Origin of the sequence: Pseudarthrobacter sp. LMD1-1-1.1 (assembly GCF_040676255.1) — a bacterium.
Classification (GTDB): Bacteria; Actinomycetota; Actinomycetes; order Actinomycetales; family Micrococcaceae; genus Arthrobacter.
In genome coordinates this window covers 198,034-217,679 of the sequence record NZ_JBEGHP010000012.1, presented here as the reverse complement: position 1 = coordinate 217,679, position 19,646 = coordinate 198,034, and the positions used below count along the sequence as shown (strand labels likewise).

15 protein-coding genes are annotated in these 19,646 nt (G+C 60.9%); 6 read left to right on the top strand and 9 right to left on the bottom strand.

Annotated elements, in window-relative coordinates; genetic code table 11:
* Window positions 1-13 precede the first annotated feature (13 nt).
* From MRBLMD1_RS06530 to MRBLMD1_RS06505, 6 genes are all read left to right on the top strand, one after another.
* A complete protein-coding gene (locus tag MRBLMD1_RS06530) occupies window positions 14-1,015 on the top strand; it encodes a hypothetical protein (RefSeq protein ID WP_364398334.1) in 1,002 nt (333 codons plus the stop codon).
* 42 nt (window positions 1,016-1,057) lie between these two features.
* Window positions 1,058-2,359, top strand: a complete 1,302-nt coding sequence (locus MRBLMD1_RS06525; RefSeq protein WP_364398332.1) for a M18 family aminopeptidase — start codon at window positions 1,058-1,060, stop codon at window positions 2,357-2,359.
* A 475-nt stretch (window positions 2,360-2,834) separates the two neighbouring features.
* Entirely contained in the window at window positions 2,835-5,474 is a 2,640-nt protein-coding gene (locus MRBLMD1_RS06520) for a WecB/TagA/CpsF family glycosyltransferase (RefSeq protein WP_364398330.1), read from the top strand.
* Window positions 5,471-6,757, top strand: a complete 1,287-nt coding sequence (epsE, locus tag MRBLMD1_RS06515) for an exopolysaccharide biosynthesis GT4 family glycosyltransferase EpsE (RefSeq protein ID WP_364398328.1) — start codon at window positions 5,471-5,473, stop codon at window positions 6,755-6,757. The genes MRBLMD1_RS06520 and epsE overlap by 4 nt, the downstream gene beginning before the upstream one ends.
* The gene (locus MRBLMD1_RS06510; RefSeq protein WP_364398326.1) at window positions 6,754-8,136 is read left to right on the top strand and encodes an O-antigen ligase family protein; all 1,383 of its coding nucleotides are present in this window, start codon (window positions 6,754-6,756) and stop codon (window positions 8,134-8,136) included. Before epsE ends, MRBLMD1_RS06510 begins: the two co-directional genes overlap by 4 nt.
* On the top strand, window positions 8,136-8,972 hold the full coding sequence (locus MRBLMD1_RS06505) for a chain-length determining protein (RefSeq protein ID WP_364398324.1): 837 nt from the start codon (window positions 8,136-8,138) through the stop codon (window positions 8,970-8,972). Before MRBLMD1_RS06510 ends, MRBLMD1_RS06505 begins: the two co-directional genes overlap by 1 nt.
* A gap of 794 nt (window positions 8,973-9,766) precedes the next feature.
* Here MRBLMD1_RS06505 and MRBLMD1_RS06500 read toward each other — a convergent pair.
* From MRBLMD1_RS06500 to MRBLMD1_RS06460, 9 genes are read right to left on the bottom strand one after another with little or no spacing between them, the layout of a single operon-like run.
* Window positions 9,767-10,654, bottom strand: coding sequence for a DUF6492 family protein (locus MRBLMD1_RS06500; RefSeq protein ID WP_364398322.1), 888 nt, complete (start codon window positions 10,652-10,654; stop codon window positions 9,767-9,769).
* Window positions 10,655-10,656: 2 nt separating this feature from the next.
* Window positions 10,657-11,832, bottom strand: coding sequence for a glycosyltransferase (locus MRBLMD1_RS06495; RefSeq protein WP_364398320.1), 1,176 nt, complete (start codon window positions 11,830-11,832; stop codon window positions 10,657-10,659).
* A complete protein-coding gene (locus tag MRBLMD1_RS06490) occupies window positions 11,829-13,097 on the bottom strand; it encodes a glycosyltransferase (protein ID WP_364398318.1) in 1,269 nt (422 codons plus the stop codon). The genes MRBLMD1_RS06495 and MRBLMD1_RS06490 overlap by 4 nt, the downstream gene beginning before the upstream one ends.
* Window positions 13,094-14,572 carry an oligosaccharide flippase family protein gene (locus MRBLMD1_RS06485; RefSeq protein ID WP_364398316.1) on the bottom strand — a complete coding sequence of 493 codons (1,479 nt, stop codon included), beginning with the start codon at window positions 14,570-14,572 and terminating at the stop codon, window positions 13,094-13,096. The genes MRBLMD1_RS06490 and MRBLMD1_RS06485 overlap by 4 nt, the downstream gene beginning before the upstream one ends.
* Complete coding sequence (locus MRBLMD1_RS06480; RefSeq protein ID WP_364398314.1) at window positions 14,569-15,693, bottom strand: DegT/DnrJ/EryC1/StrS family aminotransferase; 1,125 nt, start codon at window positions 15,691-15,693, stop codon at window positions 14,569-14,571. Before MRBLMD1_RS06480 ends, MRBLMD1_RS06485 begins: the two co-directional genes overlap by 4 nt.
* A complete protein-coding gene (locus MRBLMD1_RS06475; RefSeq protein WP_364398312.1) occupies window positions 15,690-16,349 on the bottom strand; it encodes an acetyltransferase in 660 nt (219 codons plus the stop codon). Before MRBLMD1_RS06475 ends, MRBLMD1_RS06480 begins: the two co-directional genes overlap by 4 nt.
* Complete coding sequence (locus tag MRBLMD1_RS06470) at window positions 16,346-17,512, bottom strand: DegT/DnrJ/EryC1/StrS family aminotransferase (RefSeq protein WP_201302367.1); 1,167 nt, start codon at window positions 17,510-17,512, stop codon at window positions 16,346-16,348. The genes MRBLMD1_RS06475 and MRBLMD1_RS06470 overlap by 4 nt, the downstream gene beginning before the upstream one ends.
* Window positions 17,512-18,504, bottom strand: a complete 993-nt coding sequence (locus MRBLMD1_RS06465) for an NAD-dependent epimerase/dehydratase family protein (RefSeq protein WP_364398310.1) — start codon at window positions 18,502-18,504, stop codon at window positions 17,512-17,514. The genes MRBLMD1_RS06470 and MRBLMD1_RS06465 overlap by 1 nt, the downstream gene beginning before the upstream one ends.
* Complete coding sequence (locus MRBLMD1_RS06460; RefSeq protein WP_364398308.1) at window positions 18,501-19,643, bottom strand: Gfo/Idh/MocA family protein; 1,143 nt, start codon at window positions 19,641-19,643, stop codon at window positions 18,501-18,503. Before MRBLMD1_RS06460 ends, MRBLMD1_RS06465 begins: the two co-directional genes overlap by 4 nt.
* Window positions 19,644-19,646: the final 3 nt, after the last annotated feature.

Sequence of the window (19,646 nt, the reverse complement as noted above, 5' to 3'; positions counted from 1 at the left end):
TCAGTTGAAGTCTGTGGGCATCAACACTTTCCAGGCCGTGGAACATAACGATGCTCTGAGCGTTGCCACTTCCAAAGGCATTTCCTGCATTGTTCAGGACGAGTTCTCAGCAGCCGAAATTGGGGATGATCCCTTGGCCGTGGGCTTGTTCGCCTATGACGAGTGCGACATAGGACTGGGGTGTGGCGGCGGCAGTACAGATGCCAACCTCGCCAATATGCGCGCGCAGGTAGCAAATCTTCGGTCCCGGAACGACGGCAGGTTCGTCAACGCCAATTATTCAAAGGGCGTATTGGGGACGTGGTGGGCGCGCGGGACCATGGACGACTTCATGGACGCCGTGGACGTGGCAAGCGTGGACAACTACGCCTACACCTCTCCCAACATCGAAACGGCAATAATGCAGTCACCGCATTGGCCAGAGGGAGCGGCGGTGGCCCGCTCAGCTACCTATGGGTGGCTGGTGGACAGGATGCGCTCCTACCAGTCTCAAGCAGGCAGTAAGCCAAACTGGATGTTTGTAGAAACAGCAATGCCGTTCCTCAGTGATACTGGGGCACGAACCATCAGCCCCGAGCAGATCGAGGGTGCATGCTGGTCGGCTATCATTCATGAGGCCCGCGGCATCTGTTTCTTTCAGCACAACAATGACGGCATCAACGGCGTGTACTCGCTGGTGGACTGCAGTAAGGAGCGCAGAGACCTCATCCGTAGATCCAATGCGAAAATTACTGCCCTCGCGCCTGTGATTAACACGCAATCATATGGCTGGGATTTCGGGCCGGGGCTGGATACCATGCTCAAGGCAAAGGACAAGTTTGCCTATGTCTTCGCTGAGATTTCTCTGGGCAGCGAACCGGGCAGGCGCACCTTCACGCTGCCCCCATCCTTGGCTGGAACCTCGGTTGACGTAGTCGACGAAGGCCGGACGGTGAAGTTGGAGGGTGGAAAGTTCACTGATGAGTTTGCGCATGAATACACCCACCATATCTATCGGATAGCCCTCCCCTCATAGGGGCCGCAACGGGTCTCCGCGTCACACTCTAGACTCGGAACCATGCCTTCTCTTTCCTCCGCCGCAGAGCACATTCAGGACCTTGGCGCTTATATCAGCGCGTCGCCGTCGAGCTTCCACGCAGTGCACGAAGCGGCGCGGCGGCTGGAAGAGGCCGGGTTCACCCGACTGGATGAGCTGGAACCCTGGGAGGGGACCCGCCGTTTCTGCTTTGTGATCCGAGACGGCGCGGTGATCGCCTGGGTGGTGCCGGAGGATGCCGGTCCCGAGACCGGCTTCAACATCCTGGGGGCCCACACGGATTCTCCGTCTTTCAAGCTCAAACCCCAGCCCACTACCGGTGCGCACGGTTGGCTTCAGGCGGGTGTCGAGGTCTATGGGGGGCCGCTGCTGAACTCTTGGCTCGACCGGGAACTGCAGCTCGCCGGCCGGCTGGTGATGCTCGACGGCGCCGAGCACCTGACTGCCACTGGACCCCTGCTGCGGTTCCCCCAGTTGGCCATCCACCTGGACCGGGCCGTAAACGACGGGCTGGCCCTGGATAAGCAGCGCCACATGAATCCCGTCTGGGGGCTGGGCAACCCGTCTGATTTTGACCTGCTCGCCGTGCTCGCTTCAAGCGTGCACGGTGCTTGCGTCGATCCTGCGAGGATCGGCGGGTATGACGTCGTTATTGCGGATACGCAGGCGCCTGCAGTTTTCGGGGGCAAGGGGGAGTTCTTCGCGTCCGGGCGGCTGGATAACCTGTCGTCCGCGCACGCGGGGCTGGTTGCGTTGATGGGGCACGCCGCTTCTGCTCCAGATTCCGGGCCCATCGCCGTGTTGGCCGTCTTTGACCACGAGGAGATCGGCTCCAACTCGCGTTCGGGTGCCTGCGGTCCCATCCTTGAAGACGTCCTAGTGCGCATCTCTGACGGCCTTGGGGCTACGGTGAGCCAACGGCGGCAGGCTCTGGCGTCGTCGTTTTGTGTTTCTGCCGATGCTGGGCACGCGGTGCACCCGAACTACGCCGAGCGGCACGACCCGGCCAACCATCCCTTACTCAACGACGGCCCGCTGCTGAAGATCAATGCGAACCAGCGCTACGCCACGGATGCGTTTGGTGCCGCATTTTGGGCGCGGCTATGCGCCGAATCCGGCGTGCCGTATCAGGAGTTCGTGTCCAACAACGCTGTCCCGTGCGGCTCGACGATCGGGCCGTTGACGGCAACGAGGCTGGGTATCCGGACGGTGGATGTGGGTATCCCGCTTCTGTCTATGCACTCGGCACGCGAGTTGTGCGGGGTTGAGGATCCCAAGCACCTGGCTGCCGTAACAGAGCTGTTTTTCAGGACAGCCGCCTAGGGTGCCGTGACTTTGCGGCTCCACCACAAAGCGTCATGCGGATACCCACATGGAGCCCCCCGCCCTCTAGGTGTGCAGTTGTGGCCAGCCTACGGTTGAAAAACGGGAGCCCTATGGGGTTGACGGCCCTTGGTTCCGGGCCGTGAACAGGAAGGTGCAAACTGCCTTTCGACTCAAAAGACATCCGTGACAACTGACTGACGCAACAGGCAGGGCGCTCGGCCTATGGCGCCGGCCGGTGTGGGGAGTGCAGACCCCGCAATTCCGGCCACTGCGTGACTGCGTCGCGACCATGGAGCGCAAAATGACGTCTGCACCTGAATTCGCCCGCCGGATCCTCAAGCTGGAGCTTCCTTCGCTGCTTTCCCCCCGGTCTGCAGCATCGTGGAGTCACGGCAGGCATTACTCTATCTCGGGGAGATCTCTCCCGGAGAGTGATGTCACCAGGCTGTTTACGCCAGTGACAATCGGTGGCGTGGCCGTCGACCTGATGAGCTCCGAGAATGCCATCGCGGTGATTGTTGGACATGCACTAAAGGCAGAGCGGAAGACCCTGGCTGTGCTGTCCGCCAATCTCGACCACGTCCAGCATTTTGGTGCCCAGGGATTCTGGGAGCAGGCACTCAAATGCGAGGAATCGGTGGAATGGCTGACGTTGCTGGACGGCGCACCCCTGGTGACTCAAGCGAACAAGTTGACGGGGCGTCAGTGGCCGAGACTGGCTGGCAGCGACATCATTGAATCTATCCTTGACCGGTGTGCACTGGAGGGGCTTCGTGTTGGATTCCTGGGCGGCACCTGCGAAACACAGCGCCTTGTACGGGAGAAGTTCGCAATCGAACGCCCTGACCTGCAAATAGTGGGCTGGTGGGCACCGCAGCGTGAATCACTGGAAGACTCCGACTCGAGCAGGGAGTTGTGCGCAAGAATAAAAGAAGCAGAAGCGGACGTCCTCGTTGTTTGCCTGGGCAAACCACGCCAAGAGCTGTGGATCGCGGAATACGGTGCACAGACCGGTGCCAAGGCCCTGTTGGCTTTCGGTGCTGCAGTGGACTTCCTGGCGGGACGCGTACGCCGGGCGCCTGACTCGGTGAAAAAACTCGGAATGGAGTGGGCCTGGCGTCTTGCCATGGAACCTCGCCGTCTTGCTAAAAGGTATCTCCTGAATGGACCAGGATCATATATGTCCGTTCGGAGAGATAGCTTCATCGGCCTTCCTCCGACGCCGTCCCGACTTCAGCATTCCGGGCTGCCCACCTATACGTCTTCCCGGTCGAGCGCTGGGCTGCAGCCAGGCAGGTTCTCCCCCCTTGGTGCACACACCGATGTCGCCGTCCTAATCGTCACTTATAACAACCAACACGACATTGGGCGGTTGCTCCAGTCTTTGAGGCGGGAGACGGCGGATCAGTCAATCAAAGTTGTTATTGCGGATAATTCCGCTTCCCGGGAAACTTTGGACACCCTGGTCTCGGAGGTGGACGTACACTCATTTTCCACAGGCGGTAATCGAGGATACTCCGGCGGCCTTAACCTGGCGGCAAAAAGCGCGGGAACGGCCGACTCGTTCCTCATCCTGAATCCGGATATCTGGCTCGAACGAGGGTCCATCAAAGCCCTGCGTGACCGCATGCGCTCCAGCGCAGCGGGGATTGTGGTTCCGAGGCTGCTCAATGGGGACGGCACTACCTACTTGTCCCTGCGAAGGGAGCCAAGCCTGCTTCGGTCGCTTGGAGACGCATGCCTCGGCAGCAAGCTGCCCGGGCGCCCCGGCTGGTTGTCTGAGATGGACTACAACAGTGAAAGTTACGCCTATCCACATCCGGCTGAATGGGCGACAGGAGCGGCGTTGCTTGTTTCCTCCGAAACCGCCGAGTCGGTCGGCGGCTGGGACGAGAGGTTCTTCCTCTATTCGGAGGAAACTGACTTCTTTCGGCGTGCACGGCAGGCAGGTGCTTCCGTCTGGTTCGAGCCCCGCGCGCGAATGAAGCATCAAGGCGGTGCTTCCGGATCCTCGCCGGACCTCAGTGCCCTGATGGCCGTGAATCGGATCAGGTACTCTCGCAAGCACGGAACCTCTCTTGAGGCTGTTTTGGTGCATTGCACGGTGGCGGTGGGAGAACTCCTGCGAGCCGGAAAGCCGGAACGACGACTTGCCCTTGCGACCGTCATTGGTCTACACCGTTGGGAACGCCTACCCCATGCCACCTGCTATGAAAGGGCTGCAGAACGCAGCGCCCAACCTTCCGGCTGCGTGATTATTCCGGCGCATAACGAGGCAGCCGTCCTCGGACGAACCCTGCGGTCGCTTGTTCCCCTGCTGGAAAGCGGCAACGTGGAAGTCATCGTTGCATGTAATGGTTGCACGGACGGCACGGAGCAAATAGCGGCGTCCGTACCTGGAGTGCGGGTTATTAGCATGCCAGGCGCCTCTAAGACAGAAGCGCTCAACTCGGCTGATTGTGCGGCTACCAAATGGCCTCGGATCTACCTCGACGCAGATATTGAACTTTCTCCTGAATCCGTTGCCCAAACCCTCGGCGCACTGTCCGAAGAAGGCGGTCCGCTCGCGGCACGCCCTCCCTTCCAATACGACACCACTAGTGCGACGTGGCCGGTCCGTGCTTACTACCGGGCACGCACGCGAATCTCGCTATCGTCCTCCGCCCTCTGGGGCGCTGGGGTGTATGGCATCAACGAATTCGGGCACGCGAGATTCGAAAGGTTTCCGGGATTTGTAGGCGACGACTACTTCGTTGACCGGGTGTTTACCAAAGAAGAAAAGAAGGTCCTGGAGTGCGATCCAGCATCGGTTAGGACGCCCCGGTCTACCAGCGCGCTGCTGGGCACTTTGAAACGTGTGTATCGCGGGAACGCGGAACAGGACTGCGGTGCCAGATCTACCGCTGCCCGGACGCTCCTTGCGTTGCTTTGCTCGATTCACGGCCCCTTTTCTGCCATTGATGCTGCAATTTACGTTACTTTCGCGCTCTGTGGAAGAAATAGGGGCAGACGCGCCGCTGGGGACACCTGGGAACGGGATGAGAGCAGCCGGCAACTGCCGGGGCCTCAGCCGGTGGAGGAGCGGATGAAGCCGATGGAGGTGGCGGATTGAAGTTCGGATATCTTGTTCCAGAATTCCCTGGACAGACTCACACATTCTTCTGGAGAGAGCTTTCGGCGCTTCGCGAGCTGGGGATGGAACCGGACGTTGTTTCAACCCGCAAACCGAACTCTCGGATCGTGGCCCAGAGATGGGCACATGAAGCGGAGACAATTACAACCTACTTGACCCCAATGGCGGTCACATCGGCCATAAAGGTGGCGGGGGTGCTGATTGAGGCTGCAAGAGGGGGGCAGTTGGCAAAAGTGCGAAGGGACATTGTCCAAACCACGCGAGATGTTGCCACCTCAGCCGGTTGGCGGGCAGCCGTCAACAGCCTGGTTCGTGAATCGGGGCTACTTGTCGCGGCTGCTGAACTCTCTTACGTGGCGTCCTTGCGCGGCTGGACCCACGTGCATGTCCATTCCTGCGCTGACTCGGCCCAGGTTGCATTGTTTGCGCATCGGCTGACAGGACTGAGGTACAGTCTGACCCTCCATGGACCACTTGGAGATTATGGGTCTAATCAGCCGAAGAAGTGGGAGCAGGCCGACTTTTCCTTTGTTATAACCCATCGGCTACTCGAGGAAGTCACAGAGGTTCTTGGAAGGGACGTCGGGGTACGCACCGAAGTTGTCCCCATGGGGGTGGACACAGACAAATTCTCGCGAAAAGGTGCCTATATTCCTTGGGACGGGAGCGGACCGGCGCGGCTCTTCAGCTGCGGACGACTCAACAAAAGCAAAGGACATGACGATCTGGTGCGGGCGGTGGCGCTGATGACGGCGCAGGGCCTTGACGTCGAGCTGGTCATCGCCGGGGAAGATGAGCAGGGTGGCAGTGGCTACCGAAAAGAGCTCGAAGGCCTGATCCTCGAATTAGACATCACCGACCGAGTTACTCTGCTGGGCGCCGTTGCGGAAGAACAAGTATTGGATTATTTGCAGCGCGCACACGTTTTCGCTCTTGCCAGTCACGCTGAACCGCTTGGTGTAGCCATCATGGAGGCAATGGCGATGGAGCTCCCCGTCGTTGTGACCTCTGGAGGCGGCGTAGTCGAACTGGTGGAGAACAGGTGTACCGGCATGTTGGTTGAACCAGGTGATCCCAAGGGTTTGGCGCGGGAAATCCTTACAATCCTGTCCCAGCCTGACCTGGCTCTGTCTCTGGGGCATAGGGCGAAACAAAGGGTCACCAACTCATTCACAAGCCGACGGGGAGCAACGGCACTGACCCGGAGGCTAACTGGCCGGACTGCACCTGGTCCTGCATACGTCGATGGGGTGACTCGTTGACGACTGGCAGCGTTTCGGCTGGGCCGCAGCCCGGCGCGCATGGACGACGCATCCCAATCAAGAAAGAAACAGCAAGCCTCCCTTCTGGCCGCGTCCCCTGGTTGTTGAAGGCAGCTGCATTCAGTGTCTTTGCCGTTCCGTCCACGATGGTGCTTGGCCCCATGGGAGCAGCTGGCACGGTTCCGCTGATGCTATCGACGTTGCTCTTCCTTCTGTGGGCCGGCTCAGTGTTGCTCGGTTTGCACGATCCTATTCCCAACCGTCACCCAGGGAGAATTGGTCTTGCCTTATTGCTTTTGGCAACGAGCATCACATATGTGGCTCTTTATTCGGGATGGACGGGACCAAGTTCCATTGCCGCGCGGGCCTCCGCTGACCGGTGGGTCATCCTCTTACTTGCAAGCACGGGGATGATCTTCGTGGCCACGGAAACGATAAAGACGCTCAACGACGCAATGGTGCTCGTCAGGGCACTTCTGTCCGGAGCTGTCGTTTGTTGCCTCGTGGCGACCGTACAGTTTTTTTTCCACATCAATCCGGCCGAGTGGTTTCACAATGTCATGCCTGGTTTTACATACAACGGTGGGGACACTGTCTTTCAAAACCGTGGCGCTCTGCTCAGGGTAGCTGGGACGACCTTCACACCTATAGAACTTGCCGTTGTTTGCTGCATGCTCTTACCTCTTTCGATTTGGCGTGGAATCTACGACGTAGCAGGGCGAAAGTGGCTGCACTGGAGCGGAACATTGCTTCTAGTTTTTGCCATTGTGGCCACTATTTCCAGGTCCGGAGTCTTGGGAACAGCGGTGGCGATGGCCGTTTTCATACCGTTCATGCCGCGTCGAGCGCGCTCGTGGGTCCTCGTTATCTCTCCCATTGTGGTTGCTGGACTTTTCCTGAGCATTCCCGGGCTGTTGAGCACATTATCCAGTGCTTTGATGCCAGAAGAAGGCGACCCCTCCATCACCACCCGCACAAATAATTGGCCACGGGTTGCAGCGATGTTCGAGCATCGTCCGGTTCTTGGGGCCGGCCCTGGTAACTATACGCCGCCGAATGCACTTTTCATTTTGGACAACCAATACCTCAATGCGACAGTAACCATGGGAATAGTAGGGCTCCTGGGCATGATTGCCTACTTCATCCTTCCCGGCATCGCGTCACTGCTCGCCGCGAAAACCGCTACTGCCCCAGCACTGAAATGCCTCGGCGGGGCCATCGCTGCAGGCGGTACGGTGGGTGCTGTTTGTTCGACTACTTTCGACTCCCTTTCTTTTCCGGTATTCGCCTTGGCGTATCCGTTAATAGTTGGTTTAGGCGGCGCGCTGTGGGTCATGACTAAACGTGATAGTTCAACCGATATAGAAGGAAGATTCTGATGGATCCGCTAACCGTCATGCGCACGATCTGGCGCTATAAGACATTCATCCTGCCCGCTATGCTGGTAACGCTCATCGCGGTGGTTTATGTCTTTCAATTTGGTCCCAGGTACTTCGAATCAAATATGAGCTATGCGATGGTCAATCCAAAGCTGCCTACGGATAAAGAACTTGATGAGCAACCTCAGCTCAGCACACTGAACAAGGACAATCCGTTCCTTAGATCCTCTGATCCTTCTCTGATTACAGAGGTAGTCATAGCCCGTTTGGACAGCAGTGCTGTTGCGGAATCACTTAAGTCCAAGGGCCTGAGTGCTGACTACACCGTTAATAAGGGAATCAATGGGAATGGCTTTGTCGTGACAATCACAGGGCATGGAGAATCGGAGGAGCAGGCTTTGGCTACCACGCGTGCTCTTGGGACAACGCTTGAAGAAGAACTCAAAACCGTTCAAAAGATCAATGGCGCTGATGACCGATTCCTTTTCACAGCTTTGATTATCAATGCCCCAGACCAGGCGACCGAGCAATTTTCGAGCCGGCTTAGATCAGTCATCATGGTGCTCTTGGGAGGTGCTGTGCTCACGTTCGGAGCCGTGTCCCTGGCCCGATCCCTGGAAGCCCGACGAGATCGAATGAACGACCTAAAGGGGGCCAGTGCAGACGGCAACGCAGCCACCATGCCAGATAAGCAAGTGTCATCCTTGCTTATCCCTGCGTTTTCGCCAGATAAGGAGTTTGTCCATACGCAAGCCTCGGGTCCCGTAACCCGCAGGTCAAGCCGGACCCTGTCGGCCACGGATGGGGAATCGCTCAGTCACTCATCAAATCGGTAGTTGACGAGGCAGGGCACGATGTCGGTACGTGTCCGGACTGCAGCGTCGTCGCCGTCGGACATAACCGCCAGCGCGTCCAGCTTTTGACGTCCAATGCGCTTGGGCCGTGTTCCTGATGCGGCCAAATGTGTCTTACTGTACCCGAACACTTGGTGCCTTCGAACGACGTTTACTTCGGGTCATGCGCTAGCCGGACCGGGGGCGAAACTACGGCCAGGGCCGCAGCACGGGTGACGGATGCGTTTGCAGCATTTCGACAGCTCGTTTCCGATCTCTTCCCGCATGGTCTTCTGTGATGGCGGCACCGGCCATCGACCGAGTCACGGCGAATCAGAAGGTCGTCTTCGACACGGCGCTGCCGGAGCGGATGACCGATTCCAAGAGCGGGTCTCGGAGCTATCTCGTGTACCGGGCCCGGCCCGGGAGCGGCGGCGTGGATTCGAAGAACGAAAGCCGCTCGCCGGCCAACTCGTCGCAGTGCCACCGATACGTGGACCAGCGGACGTCCACGGGCCCAGCGACAGGAATATTCGGAGTCGCTCCAGATGGCGTTCTTCACGGCGGGCGGTGATGACTCCGCAGCTCGGGCAGCCTAGTGGCTCATCAGTTTCGACGATGATTTGCCGCCGGCCATCGTTCACGGTTGTGGGTAGTCGGGCAGGTTGAAGAGGATGGGGGCGTCGTCGGCTGCGACCGGGTAGCGCTCGCGCAAACGCGCTCAGCCGTTACCTCAACCCTGGCGGCTTCCGACCTACCGCAGGAATAACCTCAACCATGCCCAACACGCGAGGGCCTCAGACATCAGGGACCGGGAATCCGCCGAGGATACGGCGGCGGACTGATAGTGGTGTTCCGGACTTCGCAGACACCATTATTGCGATGTCTTCTGGCCCTGCTTGCTGTACCAGGACCTTGAGGGCTGACTCATCAAGGGGCGATTCCTCTGAATAATTCAGGCACCGCATGGATGTGGTGGTTGGCGGCTTTTCTTTTCTACTCAAAACTTCCCGGACGTACACGCCGTATAGGATCATCTCCGAAAAATGCAACTCTCCCCCGATTGCTGTGGCCCACGGTTTGCCGGTTACCGACTCCACTCGCTGAAGCATTTCGCGGACTATTGAAGGGCTCCAAGCGCAAGGCCAGCAGATGTAATCAGGCATCAATGACCTGCTCACCGGAGGAAGGCCCAGAAGCCTTCTGGCTACTGCGTGCCAGAGGTGGTGGCGGGGCAACGACTCATTGATGCCGTCGGGAGCCTCAAAAAATTCCAGTTCACCTCCTGGCGCGAATGATCCTGCGTCAATGTGCCTTATCAACAGAACGTCGGAATCCACGAGCAGGACCACGTCCGTGTCCATTGCTGCCGCTGCAGCCAATTTGACGATCTGCTGGGCAACCCAACCGCGTACCGGCGGAAAGGGCTGACGCAGGTTCAGCCAGCAGTTGAAATAGGGCACCTTGACCAATGTGGGAGGAAGATAGCTCCGCACGTCCTGCAGTACAGTACGTGGTCCTGCTATCTGCTCAAAGGCCCTTTTGTCTTTGCCAGGAACCAGCACGAAGTGTTTCACAGTCTCGCCAGTGAACCTGGTCACCGATTCAGTGAGGTCGCGGCATAGTTCCAGATCCTCTGAGTAACTGGGCGTGATTATGGCGAGAGACAGGCGATGTTGGACCACTGTCAGGACTCCTTTGGGCCTAAGAGAGCTTGATTCCTGCTTCCGGCTTCCAGGAGATCCAGGAATTGCCTTGCCCTCATTGCCCATGAGTGATTCGCAGCGAAATCACGGCACTGCTGTCTTTGGATGAGGTCTGCGGGCTTTGACAGTGCGTGCACAACGTTCCGGGCAAATGTTTGAGGTGTGGCGCTGATCTCTACATGCTCCGTGCTCAGCCAGCGGGCAGCAGGTATATCCGTCGAAACGACAGGTACTCCTGCTGCAAGGTACTCAAGGGTCTTGAGTGGAAAGCTCGCGCGGTTGAATCTCGTGTCAGCGTAAGGCGTAAGGCCCACGCCAAGCTGGCGGAGGTGAAATGCAAGATCTTCGGGAGCGACGCGACCCAACCATTGCACATTGGCAGCTGCAAGGAATCGGTCGAGTCGTCGTCCAAACTCCGGATCACGGTCAGCCCGGGGCCCAATGACCATGATCCTGACCCCCTTCGCTTGAACAGCCTCCAGAACGTCGAGATCCAGCCGCTCGTTGAGCTGGCCCACGAGACCGGCGATCGGTTGGGGATCTGACTGCAAACCCGTGCGCTCTGCTTCCTGACACCCGTTCGGAAGCAGAGTAAAAGGCGGTTCGGGCCCCTCGTCCTCCCGTAAAAGCCGGATCTGTCGAAGTTCGCTGCTGAGGTACTCCGATACTGCAGCAACATTGTGAGCCTCCCGCAGATTCTTGACCAACACCCGCTTGACTTCATTGCGGGAGAAACCCATGAGGGAGGATCCACCAAGCCAATCATCAGTCACGTAAAGAATCTTTTGCGTGTCTGCCCACTGGGGGAAACGGGCCAGGGGGAAGGCCACCACGACAGCGCTCGCTCTGCGTCCAGATCCCGACAGCGCCCGTCGAATGGTCCTGCTAAGTAATACGCCAGTGACTCTTCGGACGCCAAACCGGGTTACGCCAGGCAAAGCCGACACCTTTACCCGCAAAACATTCTGCGCTACCGCGTCCGGGCTTTTTCCCGCAGAGGTCAGTGCAGCCAGACCCTTCATATTTCTGACAGGCACAGGCGGATCAATCCATAGAACGTGCTGATCAGGTGGTAGGGCCTGAACGAGTCGCTTGTCTGTACCGGGGACAGCGTCCCAGCCGGTCCCTGCGATCCAGACAATGGTCTGCTGAGTCACTGGATGCTCCTAGCCTGAGACTTACCCGAACGCCGGTTGCCGCCCAGCGGTCGGGTGTTGAAGTCGTCGGAGGCTTCCAATCCCATGAAACGGGAAGCCCGTCGGCGCGCTTCATAGATTGCATACCTGCCTGCAGCCAACGCATTCTCCAGAAAGAGCCTTCCTTGATCGCTGGGATTCACGGCATCGGCATATATCGCCAGTTGGCGCTCGCCCGCCATCGACAATGAGTATCTTTCTTCCACGAGTCGCCGTCCAAAGTCACCAAGATGCTGGCGCCGTTGTTCTTCTGAAAGCAAACCCTTGAGAAGACTGCAGAGTTTGTCGGCTCCGCCCGCTGGATCAGTGCCTTCGCCAAACCACCCCTGCTGTAGGAAGGTGGGGAGGGTCGAAGGAGTGAGCAGTTCCCAGAAGCCGCCCTCGCCTTGAACAACCAATGGTTTGGCAAAGGCCATCGCACGAAGTGCGGAGCCTCCCATTCCTAGGCATATGTTCGCAATATCGTAAAGTGGGCGCGGATCGGGGAGTTCCCCTGTCAAGACGACTGTCGGTTTACCCGTCCGATGGTTCATCTCGTCGGCGTACTCCTGAACTATTTCGCGGGCCGGCCCATCTCCGGCTATAACTAGCGATACCGGGACCGTGGGCGCCAGACGGGCCACTGCCTCCATCGCTGACAGAATGCCCTCCAGCTTTAACTGCCGCGCTAAACGGGACACGATGGCAACAATGTAGGTGCCGTCCTCCAATCCCCACCTGCGCCGAAATTCTTTTTGTCCCAGTTCTAGTCCTGGCGCGTTGCTGTGGGTGTTGACTGGGGGTTCGATCAGGGCGATGTTCGTGCGACCAAAACGCCTTTCACGCTCCAGGATGAGTTCCGTACCTACTGCCAGTGGCACGTGACCCGGAATGAAAGGGGCTACGCGCATAGACATGACCGTTGCTACAGCGACTGTCCGTTCCAGTCGTCTGGCCGCCATATAGCACTCCAGCGCTGGTGGCCACTCGTAACCGTGCAAGATATCCACGCTTCGTGTCTTTGCGATTGTAACCAGTTCCCGTGTCGCTCTAACCGAGGGACGGCAGCCGGGTTCACCGGCAGGCACGAATTCCAGGTCCAGGTTCTTTATTGTTTTCACCAGGGGTCCTGGGCGGCCGTAGATAATGATGTCGTGTCCCTTGGAACGAAGTTCACTGGCAATTTCTATGGCGTTCAGCTGGCTGCCGCCGACACCCAGGTCGTGAACGTAAACAAGTACTCTCATTTTGTCGTCGCTCGCCTATCCAGTTGAGCCGGGTGTACGGCCGGTACTCGCCCCACACTAAGCAATATCCGGACATCCTTGCGGCGGATAAGAAGCAGAGCCCATGTTGTTCCTCCGGCAAGGAGACCGGCAAGGGGAAGAGTCCAGAGGTTAAAGGCCATGAAGGAGGTCAGTCCAAAGGAACATGCGCCAACTGCCAGTGATATCAACAGCGGCAGCCAGAGCATAGAGACCGCTCCGGTCAACGAAACCCCGCTGCGGGACAACTGCCAGCCATAGAGGGGCAGCACCACCACCAATGCCACGGCGGCTTGGGCCATGGCGAGTCCCAAAACCCCGTTCCACAGTGCCCCTCCAACGAGCATGGGTACCAGTACAACCAAGCTCACCGCCTGAACCGAAAATACCGTCCCAGACTTGCCACGGACTACTAAATAGTCATAGGAGAGATCACAAAAGACCCTGCAAATTGCAGAAACTAGTAGCCACGGGAGCACTGCCGCAGCTGGCAGCCAAACCCGTCCGTAGATGAAGTCCACTAAGGGAATGGCACTTCCCGCAAGACATGAAACCGCCGGTAATGTTGCAGCGGCGAGTACTCCCAGTGTTGATATCACAGCGTTGTTCAATTCAGCGCTGTCACGTTGCAGCGCTGAGAATGCAGCGGGCGCCACCCTTCGCAGGGGCTGGGCGAGGATACTGACGGGCCAATTGGATAAGTTGAAAGCCAATACGTAGAAACCCAAAGCAGTGCTCCCTAGGATGGAGCCTCCAACCACCTGGTCGCTATAGCCGACCGCGAAGAAGATGATGCTCGTGCCCGCCAGGGGCAGCCCGAACCGGAGCAGTGGCATGACCAGCTCCCGGTCCAGGCCCAGCCGGTAGGGGACAGGGGACGCCCGAAGGAACATCACGGCGGCAAGCAGGCTGCCGGCCACACGGCCGACTGCCAGCGCCATCGCTCCCATGCCCGCAAGAGCCAGGACCAGGGACAGCAGGGCCCCCACCCAAACATTCACCTGGTCGATCCCCAGCCGCGTCTTTTCGCGGAAATCCCGCTGAAGCAATGCGGCCGGGGAAGCCACCACGCCGTTGATCAGGACGCTGAGGATCAAGACCCTGATGACGTCCGTGGCGTGTGGATCTCCCACGGCGGCGGTAAAAGCCGGGGCGGCAACAATGGCCGCCCCGCAGAACAAGGTGCTTCCCGCCACGGAAATGGCGTTGACGGTGGGCACGATCCGGGCCGGATCTCCCGGCCACCTGACGATGGCCAGGGAAACGCCGAGTTCGTTGAAGCTCAACACCGCCATGAGTGCCACCAGCGCCACCGCGAAGGTGCCGAATGACTCCGGTCCCAGCACACGGGCCAGGACAATGCCGATGCCCAGCGTGCCCAGCCGGGAAAGTACCGTATTCAGGACACTCCAGCCGAATGCACTGGAAGCTCCGGGGCGGGGCGCGGGTGCCGTCATGATGTCTTCACAGCATCTGCCAGCACCTCTGCCACCCGCTGCTGCTGTTCCGCGGTGATGTGCGGGAACAGCGGCAGCGACAGGATCCGGCGGGCGGCTTCTTCGGCAACAGGGAACGAACCGGAAGTACCGCCGGCGTACGCCTCGCTGAGGTGAACCGGGACGGGGTAGTGGATGCCGGCGTGGATCCCGGCAGCGTGCAGCGCCCGGAGGACCGCATCCCGGTGCTGGACCCGGACCACGTACAGGTGCCACACATCCGCGTTTCCGGGCGCCTCCTGCGGAATGTCAACCCCCGGCACGCCGGCCAGAAGCGCCGCGTACCGTTCCGCGGCTGCGCGCCGCCGCTGGTTCCATGCGTGAAGCCTGGCAAGCTTTGCCTTGAGGACTACTGCCTGGACCGTGTCCAGCCGCGAATTGAACCCAATGGCCTCATGCCGGTACTTTTCTGAGCTGCCGTGCGCGCCCAGCAGTCGGACGCGCGCCGCGAGGCCGGGATCGTCGGTCAGCACCGCTCCGGCATCCCCGGCGGCGCCAAGATTCTTGCCAGGGTAGAAGCTGGTTCCTGCCGCCGCGCCCAATGTACCGGCCTGGGCTCCAAAGCGTGTTGCACCCTGCGACTGTGCAGCATCCTCGATGATCACGGCACCGCAGGACTGCGCGATGGGCACCAGGCGCTCCACGAACGCGGTCTGCCCGAACAAATGGACCGGCACTATGGCCTGCGTTCTGGACGTGACGGCGGCCGCCACGGCGTCCGGATCAATCAGAAGGTAGTGGGGGTCGACGTCGACGGGTACCGGGACTGCCCCGATGCGGCTGACTGCCTCTGCCGTTGCGATGAAGGTATTCGCGGGGATGATCACTTCCCCGCCGGGGCAGACGCCCCCGGCCCGCAGGGCAAGTTCCAGGGCGTCGGTTCCGTTGGCAACGCCGACACAGTGCCCGGCGCCCACAAACGAGGCGTACGCGGCCTCAAAATCTGCAACGGCCGGTCCGCCGATAAAGGAAGCCGTGGAAAAGACGTCAGCCAGTTCCGCCATGACTTCCTCATGGACCTCCGCCTGCTGGGCGGCGAGGTCCACCAGTGGAATGGTCTGTACGTCTATCCCGGTTCTCATGACATCCCCCGAAACTTGAAGTTCTCCCCGTTGATTTCGTGCGCCGGCACACCCACCCACGTCTGGCCATCGGGAACGTTGCTGAGGACCGCCGCGCCCATACCCACCGTGGCGTAGGCCCCCACGGACGTCCGTTCACGCACGCTGGCGTTCATGCCCAGGTACGCTCCCCGGCCGATCCGGACTCCGCCGCCCAGCGACACTCCCGCAGCGAATGTGGCGAAGTCGGCCACGTCGTCGTTGTGCGTGAATGTCACCGACGGCATGGCGACCACGTGCGAGCCCAGCGTGACGGCCGCAGTGAGTGTGACGTTCCGCAGCAGAATGCTGCCCCTCCCCACACGGCACCCCTCCGGGTACTGGACGGAGGGATCCACGGCGATGGCATAACGGGCCTCGGTGAGGCCCAGCGCGGTCAACCGCTCCACCACAGCTTCACGGACCCGGCCGGAGCCGATGCAGACCAGGACGAACGCGTGCGTGTACTTCGCGGCGTCGTCGATGGTCCCGAGCACGGGCGCCCCGTCCACGGTCACGCCCGCCATTTCCTTGTCGTCATCAAGCAGGCCGACGACGTCGTACTGGCCGCTGCTGCGCACCATCGCCAGGACTTCGCGGGCCAGGCCGCTGGCAGCTATCAGGATCAGCTCACTCATGTGCGCATCCCGGCGGCCGCAGCCCGGATGGTGCTGATAATCCTGGCCAGCCCTTCGTCGTCGAGTTCGTGGTAGACGGGGAGGATCAGCGTCCTGTCATTGAGCCGCTCCGTCTGCTGCAGCAGGGCCCGGCCCGCGTTCCGCCACCGGTAGGCGGGCTGGCGGTGCGCCGCCATGATCCCCCTTCTGGCCGAGATGCCGGCTTCCGCCAGGAGCTCCATCAATCCGTCCCGCGTAGTCCCAAAGTTCGGCAGGACCTCCACCCAGAACGACTGGAAGTTGGTGGTGCCATAAGGAGGATCCGACACCAGCCGCAGGCCCGGCACCCTCGAGAGCCCGGCAACATACTGCGCTGCGATGTCCCGCCGCCGTGCCAGCACCTCCGGCAGCCGGCCCAGCTGCACCAGCCCGACGGCGGCCTGCAGGTCCGTCATCCGGTAGTTGAACCCCACCTCAAGGTAAGACTCCGGCGGAGCGAGCAGTGAACCGTGCCGGTCCGCAGCGGACACGCTCATCGAGTGCTCGCGCAGGGTCCTGGCCCGGGCCGCCCAGTCAGCCCGGTTGGTGGTGAGCATGCCGCCCTCACCGGTGGTCAGGATCTTGCGCGGGTGGAAGGACCATACGGCAACATCCGCGCCCGCACCCACCGGCCGTCCCTTGTAGGTGGATCCGACCGCACATGCTGCATCTTCAATCACGGTGATTTCGTGCCGGTCGCACAGCTCGCGGATGGGGTCGATGTCCAGCGGCACGCCGCCCTGGTCCACCACGATCACGGCACGGGTGTCCAAAGTGAGCGCAGCGTGGATGGTTTCCGCGGTCACGTTTCCGGTGGCCGGGTCAACATCGCAGAACACCGGGCGCGCCCCAACATATGTCACGGCGTTCGCGGTGGCGATGAACGACAGGGACGGCACAACCACGTCGTCCCCGGGCCCGATTCCCGCGACCACCAGCGCCAGATGCAGGGCCGTGGTGCAGCTGGACGTGGCAACCGCGTGGCGGACTCCCTGGAATTCGGCGAAGCGCGATTCAAATTCCTTGACCTTGGGCCCCTGCGCCACCCAGCCGGACGCCACCACCTCAGCCAGCGCCCGGGCTTCCTCCTCACCGAGCCAGGGCTTCATGACGTTGATCCGGGCAAGAACTGGTTCAGCAGTCATCAGGCACCAACCTTCCGTGCAGCGGCGATCTCGTCGCGCAGCGGCAGCCACCAGGTGACCAGTTGCCGCAGTCCCTCTTCCAGTTCCACTTCGGCCTTGAAGCCAAGGTCGCGGGCGGCGGCGGAGGTGTCAGCCAGCCGGCGCACCACGCTGTTTACCTGGCGCGCGGGCCCGTGCTCTACGGCGAGGCCGGAACCCATGACCCGCAGGAGTGCCTGCGCCATCTCCAGCAGGCTGGTTTCCGTACCGCTGGCCACGTTGTAGGTCCCTTCAACGACGTCACTGCCGGCGGCCAGCACGTTCGCGCGGGCGACGTCGGCGGTATGGATGAAGTCCATGGTCTGGAGACCGTCGCCAAAGATCAGCGGCGGCTCCCCGTCCATGATCCGCTCCATCCAGCGCACCAGGACCTCGGTGTACAGGCCGTGGACGTCCATCCGGGGCCCGTACACGTTGAAGTAGCGGAGCATCACGTAGTCCAGGCCGGTCATGGCCCGGAAGCTCCTGGCCATGCCTTCATTGAAGGACTTGGCTGCCCCGTAGAAAGTATCGTTGTTCGCATGGTGGTGCCGTTCCGTGGTGGGAAACTCTTCAGCCATCCCGTACACGGAGGCGCTGGACGCCGCCACGAGCTTGGCTACCTTGTGCTCCGCGGCCGCTTCGAGGACATTGAAGCTTCCGTCCACCAGGACCTCCAGGGCCAGCCGCGGCTCCTCGGCACACTGGGTGATGCGGATGGCCGCCTGGTGGAACACCAGGTCCTTGCCGCGGGTGAGGTCATGCACCAGATCCCGGTCCTGGATGTTGCCCTGTACCAGCTCAACCTGCCCGGATGCCATGGCGCCGGCCAGGTTGTCCAGCCTGCCGCGGTCCAGGTTGTCGAGCACGTCGATATGGCTCACGCCGGCGTCCAGGAGGGCGTCCACCAGAGTGGATCCGATGGTGCCCGCCCCGCCGGTGACCAGGACGCTGGCCCCCTCAAGGCGGCTCACAGTGCTTCCTCCAACTCGGCCCCGGAGCCACCCAACGCGGCGCCTGTCGCGGCCAAGGCAGAACCGGCCACGGGAGTGGGGCGCCCGTCCTGGGTCAGGCTGCGGGTCACCGCTTCCAGGACGGACAGCACGCGGAGACCGGATGCGCCGCCTGTCCTGGCGTCGCGGCCGTTGCGGATGCAGGACGCGAGTTCAGCCACCACCTGGCCGAGGGCCTCGCGCTCGGGCAGCGCGGGGGACCAGGTGTCGCCGAGGCGGTAGGAAACGGCGGTGGAGGCTCTTTCCCCGGCCGATTTGGGTTGCCGGTCCAGGCTGACGCCCCGGTCATAGACGCTAAGCCGCTGCTGGGGGTTCAGGTCATCCCACACCAGGGTCCGCAGGGAACCACCGATCACCATCTGGCGGATCTTGGTGGGGCTCAGCCAGTTTACGTGCACGTGGGCGGTGGCATCGTTGGGAAGCCGGAAATTCAGGTGCCCCACGCAGTCCCGCCCGGTTCCCAGCGGGTCTGCGCCGAAGGCGGACACGGTGGCGGGGTTGAGTCCGCCGGGGAGGACAAAATCGAGGATGGAGAGGTCGTGCGGCGCGAGGTCCCAAAAGACATCCACGTCGGGCTGCACGAGCCCCAGATTGATCCGGGTGGAATCCACAAACAGGATCTCTCCAAGGGACCCGGACTGGACCAGTTCCTGCATCTTGAGGACGGCCGGGGTGTAGCAGTAGGTGTGGTCCGCCATCAGGACCAGCCCGTTGGCATGTGCTTCGGCCACCATCTCCAGCCCGTGTTCCCTGCTGTCTGCCAGCGGCTTTTCCACCAGGACATGCTTCCCGGCCCGGAGCGCCGTCATGACCGTTCCGTGGTGGGTGCGCGCCGGCGTCGCAATGGCTACCGCGTCCACCTCAAAGGTGTCCAGCAGCTCATCCAGTGACTCCACGCAGGGGATGTCCCCGAGCGTGGCGGCAAGTTTCCGCGCCCGCTCGACATCCAGGTCGCAGATGGCCACCAGGTCCCAGTCCGGGCTGGCCTGGAGGTTGCGCGCCAGGTTTGGTCCCCAGTAGCCGGCGCCCACGACGGCGATGCGGAGTTTGGGCGCAGGTTGCGCTTGGGTGGCGTGGAATGGATTGGTGAAGGCTCTCATGTC